1 protein-coding gene and 1 pseudogene are annotated in these 1,320 nt (G+C 55.6%); both read left to right on the top strand.

Translation table 11 applies throughout. The features are described from left to right. A pseudogene (locus VKV18_RS09055) lies at positions 1-603 on the top strand (restriction endonuclease subunit S); the annotation flags it as partial. A 387-nt stretch (positions 604-990) separates the two neighbouring features. Then, on the top strand, positions 991-1,320 hold a 330-nt coding region (locus VKV18_RS09050; protein ID WP_324203882.1), incomplete at its 3' end, for a nuclease-related domain-containing protein.

Raw genomic sequence — 1,320 nt, 5'->3', positions numbered from 1 at the left:
CATCTATCCGCTCTGGGACCGTTGCTTGATCTTCCCGAGGCAAGCAGGACAACGGTAGGAGCTATGTCAAGTGCAATTGTTGAGCCGCCGAGATTTAAGCGCACCCATGTTGACGCCGAGTATGGCATACCTTTCTTCGGGACAACGGCCTTGATGTGGGCTGATCCTGTTCCTGTTTATTACGTATCTAATGCCCAGCAATACAGAGTGGATGAAAAGACGCTCTTAGTGCCAAGATCGGGACAATTAGGAGGCATCATAGGTCAGGTAGTCCTGCCCTATGGCAATATCCTCGGGGGGGCCGTATCGGAACATGCTATCCGTATCATCAGCGATTCCCAGGTGATTACCGGCTATCTATTTATCGCTTTATCATCAGAATACGGCAGGAGACAGCTTAAAGCGCGCGCATTTGGATCTTCTATACCCTCTTTAGATGTACGAGAGGTACGGGAAACAATTATTCCAAGACCAGCGGATAAGATCATAGAAGATTTAGGGAATCGCGGTTTAGCTGTCGCCAGATCGCGCGGCAAAGCTATTGAGAAAGAGCGGCAAGCGAGGGAAATTGTAGAGGAAGCGATTCGGAAGGGGGTTCGATGATCGTGATAGTGTGCGTGGTCGCGCGGTTATGGGATGTAACAATCAGCATCGACAAGAGGGGGATGCCGGGATGGTGTAGGGACGCGGCGCCGCCGTGGACGTGCAACCCCGATCCCATGCCTGCGGCGCAAGTCCGTCCCCGGTTGCCAGAACGGATGGTAGCAATGGAGGGGCAACCGGGATCACTTCCAGGTCTTTGCGAGGATGGTGATGATGGTTGTATATTCGGCGGGGGGGACGCGGACTTGCGCCGCAGGACTCCCACGAGGGGTTGCCGGCCCTGGCGGCGCTGCGTCCCTACATCACCACCGCGTTTTCGGCAATGGGATCGGGCTTAAATCATTAAAACCCAATTGGTGAGGCGATTGTGTTTCAGGAGGAAATGTGATGGCGAAGATCATCGCGGTAGGGCAGCCGGTCAATGACGCCGAGCGGCAGGCAATTGCGTACCTGCGTGATCACCTGCCACTCAACTATACGGTTATTCACAATGTCGAGCTGCCGGGCAAAGAGAATATGGAGATCGACCTGGTGGTGCTCGCGCCGCACTGCGTCTACGTCGTTGACGTGAAGGGTGTGCGCGGCAGCGTTGACATCTACGGGACGAAGTGGTATCCGCAGGGCCGGCAGCCGTATACCTCGCCGCTGCTCAAAGGGCGGCAGAACGCGAAGATCCTCAAGGCCCTGCTCACCGATGACAACCCTACGCACCCGGAG

Origin of the sequence: Chthonomonas sp. (genome assembly GCF_035294505.1) — a bacterium.
GTDB lineage: Bacteria > Armatimonadota > Chthonomonadetes > Chthonomonadales > Chthonomonadaceae > Chthonomonas.
This window is presented reverse-complemented; position numbering and strand designations above follow the sequence as displayed.